At 74.1% G+C, this 7,993-nt stretch carries 7 protein-coding genes and 1 pseudogene; 7 read left to right on the top strand and 1 reads right to left on the bottom strand.

The features are described 5' to 3' along the window. Positions 1-228: hypothetical protein (locus KIK08_RS35325; RefSeq protein ID WP_214407668.1), on the bottom strand; the 228-nt coding region annotated here is incomplete at its 3' end. 361 nt (positions 229-589) lie between these two features. On the opposite strand from KIK08_RS35325, the gene ahcY reads away from it, so the two are divergent. The 7 genes and pseudogenes from ahcY to KIK08_RS35290 form a co-directional block, all read left to right on the top strand. Next, on the top strand, positions 590-2,101 hold the full coding sequence (ahcY, locus tag KIK08_RS35320; protein ID WP_214407667.1) for an adenosylhomocysteinase: 1,512 nt from the start codon (positions 590-592) through the stop codon (positions 2,099-2,101). A gap of 57 nt (positions 2,102-2,158) precedes the next feature. Then, positions 2,159-2,614 (top strand): NUDIX domain-containing protein, encoded by a 456-nt coding sequence (locus KIK08_RS35315; protein ID WP_308258095.1) that lies wholly within the window; start codon positions 2,159-2,161, stop codon positions 2,612-2,614. Between the two features lie 36 nt (positions 2,615-2,650). Then, entirely contained in the window at positions 2,651-3,292 is a 642-nt protein-coding gene (locus KIK08_RS35310; protein WP_214407666.1) for a dTMP kinase, read from the top strand. A 59-nt stretch (positions 3,293-3,351) separates the two neighbouring features. After that, entirely contained in the window at positions 3,352-4,029 is a 678-nt protein-coding gene (mtrA, locus tag KIK08_RS35305; protein ID WP_214407669.1) for an MtrAB system response regulator MtrA, read from the top strand. Between the two features lie 14 nt (positions 4,030-4,043). Continuing rightward, complete coding sequence (mtrB, locus tag KIK08_RS35300; protein WP_214407665.1) at positions 4,044-5,762, top strand: MtrAB system histidine kinase MtrB; 1,719 nt, start codon at positions 4,044-4,046, stop codon at positions 5,760-5,762. Beyond that, positions 5,759-7,486, top strand: a complete 1,728-nt coding sequence (locus KIK08_RS35295) for an LpqB family beta-propeller domain-containing protein (RefSeq protein WP_214407664.1) — start codon at positions 5,759-5,761, stop codon at positions 7,484-7,486. The genes mtrB and KIK08_RS35295 overlap by 4 nt, the downstream gene beginning before the upstream one ends. Before the next feature lie 295 nt (positions 7,487-7,781). Further along, positions 7,782-7,993: pseudogene (locus KIK08_RS35290) on the top strand (ComF family protein); the annotation flags it as partial.

Here is a 7,993-nt window from a genome sequence, read left to right as displayed (position 1 = left end):
CACCTGCCCGGGCCCGTCGCGCGGGGGCTCCGCCGGGACGGGCACGGCGGACGGTCCGCCCGTGGCCGGGACCGCGGAGGCGGGCGCGGGCGCCGGCGCGGGCGAGGCCTCGATCGGCGGGGGGCCGGGCTGCGGGGTGGTCGTCGCGTGCGCGGCGGGTGCCAGCACCAGTGCGGCCGCCACGGCCAGCGGCAGCGCGGCGAGCAGGCGGGTCGGTCGGGAGCGCATCTCGTTCCTCGTCTCGGTCGGGTGCCCGGTGTGACGCGACGGGCCCGCGCCCGCGTTGCGGCCCGCGCCGTGATGCGCGTCACTTCCCCGGTGTCGATCGAGTTGACATGCCCGGCGGTCTTGGGGACGCTTGTCGCGCAGGGATCTGCCGGGGGTCGAGAGGCGCTGCGACGGACGACGAGTCCGCCACGCTCGACCCACCGACCTACCGAGAAAGGGCGCCTTCTCCGCAGGAGACGAAGGTGCCGCTCGACGAGTCCCGCCCCCGTTCGTGGCCCGGTGGCCCCGTTGCGGCCTCCGCGTGCCCCTGACCAGCAATTCCGCTACCGCACACCTGCCCATCGAGGAGGCGTTCCACCCCATGACCGCTACTGCCGACAAGACCGCGACCGACCCGTCCGGTCGACTGCGGGAACTGAACGGCATCGACTTCGCCGTCGCCGACCTGGGACTGGCCGAGTTCGGTCGCAAGGAGATCCGGCTGGCCGAGCACGAGATGCCCGGCCTGATGGAGCTGCGCCGCGAGTACGCCGAGGCCCGCCCGCTGCACGGCGCCCGCATCGCCGGCTCCCTGCACATGACCGTGCAGACCGCCGTGCTGATCGAGACCCTGGTCTCGCTCGGCGCTGAGGTGCGCTGGGTCAGCTGCAACATCTTCTCCACCCAGGACCACGCGGCCGCGGCCACGGTGGTCGGCTCCGGCACCCCCGAGGAGCCCAAGGGCGTGCCGGTGTTCGCCTGGAAGGGCGAGACGCTGGAGGAGTACTGGTGGTGCACCGAGCAGCTGTTCCTGTTCACGGACGAGAACGGCGAGCTCGTCGGACCGAACATGATCCTCGACGACGGCGGTGACGCCACCCTGCTCGTGCACAAGGGCGTCGAGTTCGAGAAGGCCGGCGTCGTGCCGACCGTCGACGACGACGACCTCACCGTCGCCGACGAGTACCGGATCATCCTGGACACGCTGCGCCGCTCGCTGGCCGCCGACGCGCACCGCTGGACCACGGTCGCCGAGGGCATCCGCGGCGTCACCGAGGAGACCACCACCGGCGTGCACCGGCTCTACCAGCTCGCCGAGCAGGGCCAGCTGCTGTTCCCGGCGATCAACGTCAACGACTCGGTCACCAAGAGCAAGTTCGACAACACCTACGGCATCCGCCACTCGCTCATCGACGGCCTCAACCGGGCCACCGACGTGCTGATCGGCGGCAAGGTCGCGCTGGTCTGCGGCTTCGGCGACGTGGGCAAGGGCTCGGCGTCGGCGCTGGCCGGCCAGGGCGCCCGGGTGATCGTCTCCGAGGTCGACCCGATCTGCGCGCTGCAGGCGCTGCTGCAGGGCTACCAGGTCGCGACGCTGGAGTCGGTGGTCGACAAGGCCGACATCATCGTCACCACGACCGGCAACAAGGACATCATCACCACCGAGGCGATGTCCCGGATGAAGCACCAGGCGATCGTGGCCAACGTCGGCCACTTCGACAACGAGATCGACGTCGCCGGCCTGGCCCGCATCCCGGGCATCATCCGGATCAACATCAAGCCGCAGGTCGACGAGTGGGTCTTCCCGGACGGCCACTCCATCATCCTGCTGTCCGAGGGCCGGCTGATGAACCTGGGCAACGCGACCGGCCACCCGTCGTTCGTGATGTCCAACAGCTTCTCCAACCAGGTGATCGCGCAGGTCGAGCTGTTCACCAAGCACGAGGAGTACAACAAGGACGTCTACCGGCTGCCCAAGCACCTCGACGAGAAGGTCGCCAAGATCCACGTGCTGGCGCTGGGCGGCGAGCTGACCAAGCTCACCAAGGACCAGGCCGAGTACATCGGCGTCGACGTCGAGGGCCCGTTCAAGCCCGAGCACTACCGGTACTGATCCGCGTCGTGGGTGGGTTCCGTGGCGATGGGCCCGGGACTCACCCACGATGGGGTCGTGGGATCGGACGACAACGGCGACGGCTGGGTGCGCTGCGCCCAGGAGCACGACCACTGGGGGCTGTTCGGCGCGGCCGGGCTGCTCCTCTGGCACGACGGGGCGGTCCTGCTGCAGCACCGCTCCCGGTGGAGCCACCACGGCGGCACCTGGGGCGTGCTGGGCGGGGCCCGCAACCGCGGCGAGTCCGCCGCCGAGGCCGCCCAGCGCGAAGCCGACGAGGAGTCCGGGCTCGAGGCCGCCGCGTACTCGGTGGTCGGCGAGCACGTCGACGACCACGGCGGCTGGTCCTACACGACGGTCGTCGGCCGGGCGCTGAGCCCGGCGCTGCCGCGGATGCTGAGCTGGGAGACCGTCGAGCTGCGCTGGGTCGCCGCCGACGAGGTGGCGAGGATGCCGCTGCACCCCGGCTTCGCCCAGACGTGGTCCACCGTCCGCGCCCTCGACATCTCCTAGACCCCACCCCCGTGGGCGGGGGCTAGGGTCCGCGGCGTGGGGCGGCTGATCGTCATCGAGGGGCTCGACGGGGCCGGCAAGAACACCGTCGCGGGCGCGTTGACGACGGCGCTGCAGGGGCGGGGCGCCACCGTCGCCCGGCTCGCCTTCCCCCGCTACGACGACGACGTGCACGCCGAGCTCGCCCGCGACGCCCTCTACGGCCGCGCCGGCGACCTCGCCGACTCGGTGCACGGCATGGCGCTGATGTTCGCCCTCGACCGCCGCGCCGCCGCCGACGGCATGCGCGCCGCCCTCGCCGCCCACGACGTACTGCTCGTCGACCGCTACATCGCCTCCAACGCCGCCTACGGCGCCGCCCGCCTGCACGAGGGCGCCGACGGCGGGTTCGCGGCGTGGGTGCGCTCGACCGAGGTCGAGCGGTTCGGCCTCCCGGTGCCCGACCACCAGCTCCTGCTCGCCGTCCCCGAGCGCGTCGCCGCCGAGCGCGCCGAGCGCCGCGAGCGCGCCGACCCCCGGCGCGGGCGCGACTCCTTCGAGTCCGACGGCGGCCTCCAGGAGCGCACCTCCGCCGTGTACGCCCAGCTGGCGGGCCTGTCGTGGCTCTCCCCGTGGACCGTCCTGGACGGCGTCGCCGGCCCCGACGCGGACGCCGTCGCCGCCGACCTCGTGGCGTAGATGTGCGCACCGGGCGGCCCCGGCGCGGGCGCTGACCAGCGGGTGGGATGCTGACCGGCATGAAGTCGCGGGTACTTGTGGTGGACGACGATCCGGCGCTGGCCGAGATGCTGACCATCGTGCTGCGCGGGGAGGGCTTCGACACCGCGGTGGTGGGCGACGGCACCCGCGCCCTGCCGGCCGTCCGCGAGCTGCGCCCTGACGTGGTGCTGCTCGACCTGATGCTGCCCGGCATGAACGGCATCGACGTGTGCCGGGCGATCCGCTCGGAGTCCGGCGTGCCGATCGTCATGCTCACCGCCAAGAGCGACACCGTCGACATCGTGCTCGGGCTGGAGTCCGGTGCCGACGACTACGTCGTCAAGCCGTTCAAGCCCAAGGAGCTGGTGGCCCGCATCCGGGCCAGGGTCCGGCGCACCGAGAACGAGCCGGCCGAGCAGCTGGCCATCGGCGAGATCTCCATCGACGTCCCGGCCCACCAGGTCGTCCGCGCCGGCGAGCAGATCGCGCTCACGCCGCTGGAGTTCGACCTGCTGGTCGCGCTGGCCCGCAAGCCGCGCCAGGTGTTCACTCGGGAGGTGCTGCTCGAGCAGGTATGGGGCTACCGGCACGCCGCCGACACGCGGCTGGTCAACGTCCACGTGCAGCGCCTGCGCTCGAAGGTCGAGCGCGACCCGGAGCACCCGGAGGTCGTGCTGACCGTGCGCGGCGTCGGCTACAAGGCCGGCCCCCCGTGATCGGGCCCTGAGCGGTGGGTGCCCTCGCCGACCGGACCCGCCGGGGCGTCGTGCAGCTGCGCCAGCTCGGCGCCGAGCTGACCGACGCCTTCAACGCGGTGTGGCGGCGCTCGCTGCAGCTGCGGGTCGTGATCAGCACGCTGGCCCTGTCCACGGCCGTCGTGCTGGTGCTCGGCTTCATCCTGCAGACCCAGATCGCCAACCGCGTCGTGCAGGGCAAGGAGACCGACGCCGCCTCCCGCATCGAGACCGCGCGCATCGTCCTGGAGCGCGACCTGTCCGGCGTCGACCCCGACCGCGACAGCGCCAGCGGCGAGCTGAACAACGCGCTGGCCCGGCTGACCAGCACCAGCCTGCAGGGCGACGGCTCGTCGGCGGCCGGTGAGTTCTTCGCGGTGCTGGCCGCCACCCAGGCCGACGGCGTCGACGACATGATCTCCGGCCGGATCGCCGACGTCCCGCCAGAGCTGCGGGAGAGCATCCGCCAGGGGCTGCGGTCGCTGCAGTACACGACGGTCGTGCTCGACGGCGTCGACACGCCCATGCTGGTCGTCGGCCAGCAGGTGCAGACCGCGACCCGGCCCATCGAGTTCTACCTGCTGTTCCCGCTCGACGCCGAGCGCCGCACGCTCGGGCTGGTGCAGAGCACGCTGATCGTCGGCGGCCTGGTCCTGCTGCTCCTGCTCAGCGGCATCGCCAGCATCGTCACCCGGCAGGTCGTGCACCCGGTGCGGCAGGCCGCCGAGATCGCCGAGCGGTTCGCCGAGGGCTACCTCGACGAGCGGATGCCGGTGCGCGGCGAGGACGAGGTCGCCCGGCTCGCCGAGTCCTACAACGAGATGGCCTCCTCCATCCAGACCCAGATCGACCAGCTGGAGGAGTTCGGCGCGCTGCAGCGGCGGTTCACCAGCGACGTCAGCCACGAGCTGCGCACCCCGCTGACCACCGTCCGGATGGCCGCCGACGTGCTCTACGCCTCCCGCGACGCGCTGCTGCCCGCGCTGCGGCGCAGCTCCGAGCTGCTGGTCACCGAGCTCGACCGGTTCGAGGCGCTGCTGGCCGACCTGCTGGAGATCAGCAGGCTGGACGCGGGCGTCGCCGAGCTGGGCGCCGAGCGCACCGACCTGGGCGCCGTGGTGACGCGCGCGGTCGACGCCGTCCGCGGCATCGCCGACCAGTCCGGCACGCCGATCGAGGTGCGGCTGCCCGAGGGCGGCGCGGTCGCCGAGCTCGACCCGCGCCGCGTCGAGCGGATCGTGCGCAACCTGGTCTCCAACGCGATCGACCACGGCGAGTCCAACCCGATCGAGGTGGTCGTGGGCGCCGACGAGAAGGCGGTCGCCGTGCTGGTCCGCGACCACGGCGCCGGCCTGCGCCCCGGCGAGTCCGAGCTGGTGTTCAACCGGTTCTGGCGGGCCGAGGAGTCGCGCGCGCGGCGCAGCGGCGGCAGCGGGCTCGGCCTGGCCATCAGCATCGAGGACGCCCGCCTGCACGGCGGCTGGCTGCAGGCCTGGGGGGAGATCGGGCGCGGCTCGGAGTTCCGGCTGACGCTGCCGCGCACGGTCGGCGGGCTGCTGCGCTCCAGCCCGCTGCCGCTGGGCCCGGAGGCCGGGGTGCGCGGCGAGCAGCCCGCGCCGCGCCGCGGCGAGCCCGACGAGCGCCCCGACCCGGCGCGCGTGCCGTCGACGGTGGGGGGAGCGCACCGGCCGGGGCACGACGGGGACCCGGCGTGATCCGCGGCGTCGGCAGGCTCGCGGCGGCGCTGCTGGCCGCGCTCGTCGTCACCTCCTGCGCCACCGTCCCCGACGGGTCGCCGGTCAAGGTCCTCGGCCGCACCGGGGAGGCCGAGCAGGCCCCGGCGGACGGCCCGGTGGACGGCAGCAACCCGCTCGACCTGGTCCGCGACTTCGTCTTCGCCTCCGGCTCCAGCTCCGACCGGCACGGCTCGGCCCGCCGCTTCCTGGCCGAGGAGGCCGCGGGCTGGAACGACGGGGCGGGCCTGACCGTCCTGGACGGCCAGTTCGACACCGTCCCGACCCCGGGCGCGCCCAACTCGCCCGACGTGGCCACCATCCGCATCCGCGGCACCGCCATCGGCCGCGTCACCAGCTCCGGCGCCTTCGAGTCCAACCAGGCGACCTTCCAGCAGGACGTCACCGTGGTGCGCCGCGACGGGCAGTGGCGCATCGCCGGGCTGCCCGACGGCGTCGTCGTCCCGCTGTCGATCTTCCGCGACCACTACCGCGCGGTGCGCACCTGGTTCGTCGACCCCGTCCGCAGGCTGGTCGTGGCCGACCTGCGGTACGTGCCCAGCGTGCCGGCCAGGGCGCAGGCCGCGCGGGTGGCCGACCTGCTGCTCGGCGGCCCGTCGACGGCGTTGATCGGGGCCGCGGTCAGCCAGCTGCCGCCGGAGGCCGAGCTGCGCTCGAACGTGGCGGTGAGCCCCGACGGGGCGCTGGTCGTCGACCTGACCGGCGTCGGCGACCTCGACCCTGGCGCGCGCAGGCTGCTGGCCGCGCAGGTGGTGCTGTCCCTGGCCGAGGTCAACGTCTCGCGCGTGCGGCTGCTGGTGGACGGCGAGCCGCTGATCGCCGACCGCCCCGACCTCACCCGCACCGACGTCGCCGACCTCGTCGCCGAGGGCCAGCCGAACCAGGACGTGCAGGGGCTGGTGGTGTCCGGGGGCAGGCTGCGCCAGCTGACCGGGCCCGAACCGAGCACGCCGCTGCCCGGCCCGAGCGGCGACGGCAGCCAGGACGTCGAGTCGGCGGCGCTCTCGGGCGACAGCCGCCGGCTGGCGGTGGTCACCCGGCAGGGCAACCGGCGGGCGATGCTGATCGGCGGGGTCGCCGACCCGGGGCTCACCCCCACCTCCCTGGACGCCGCCACGATGACCCGCCCCACCTGGGCCCCCAGCGGCACCGAGGTCTGGACCGTGCTGGACGGGCGCACGGTCACCCGCGTGCTGACCGACGCCGCGACGGCACCGGGCCGCGCCGGCATCGAGGCGAGCGAACTGGCCGCCCTCGGCCCGATCAACGACCTGCGCCTCTCCCGCGACGGGATGCGGGTCGTGGCGGTGGTCGGCACCGGGCTGTACACGGCGGCGGTGGCGCGGACCGTCGACGGGGAGGTGGCGCTGCGTAACGTGCACCGGCTGCGCCCGCTCGACCTCGGCGAAGTGATCACCGCCGACTGGGGCTCGGCCGACCAGGTGGTCTCGGTGAGCCGGGGTCCCGACCTGCTCGTCGCCCAGACCACCGTCGACGGCCTGGGCCTGCAGCCGGTGCTGGGCAACAACCTGACGCCGCCGCTGAGCGCCGTCGCCGCGACGGCCAACCGCCCGCTGCTGGTGACCGACCAGAACGGCGTGTGGAGCTTCGCCTTCGGCGACCAGGCCGCCTGGCGGCAGATGCTGGGGTCCGCCCCCGACGCGGTCCCCCTCTACCCGGGCTGACCCCCCGCGCCGCTCGCTGCCCGAGCCGCCGGTTGGACGAGAGCCGCGCTCGTGCGGCGAGGTTGGACGAGAGCCGCGCTCGTTCGACGAAACGTCGTCGCAGCACCAGGGGTGTCCTCGCAGCCCGCCGGCGGGTTGCGAGGTCGGCGCTCGCGCTGCGACAACGCGCCAACCTCTGCGAGGACTGCCCGCCCAGCCGCCCGCCACCCCGCGAGGCCGTGGATTACTCGCCGGTTGTGGACAACTCGCGATCATGGCGGCGGTCCCGTCGGCCCTGCCGGGCACCCTCGACGGCATGCGATTCCTCGATGCCGGTCAGGCCCTCGTCGACCTCCTCCTGCCCGCCGACTGCGCCGGTTGCGGCGGTCCCGAAGCGCCGTGGTGCGGGCCGTGCCGGCGCCGGCTCGGGCGTCCCGGCGCGGCGCACCTGCCGGGTGGGCCGCCGGTGCTGGCGGCCGGGCGCTACACCGGCCCGCTGCGCGCCGCCGTGCTCCGCTGCAAGGAGCG

It is taken from the genome of Pseudonocardia lacus (assembly GCF_018531445.1).
GTDB classification, from domain to species: Bacteria; Actinomycetota; Actinomycetes; order Mycobacteriales; family Pseudonocardiaceae; genus Pseudonocardia; species Pseudonocardia lacus.
Note: the sequence above shows the minus strand (reverse complement) of the source record. Positions and strands in the feature narration are given on the sequence as shown.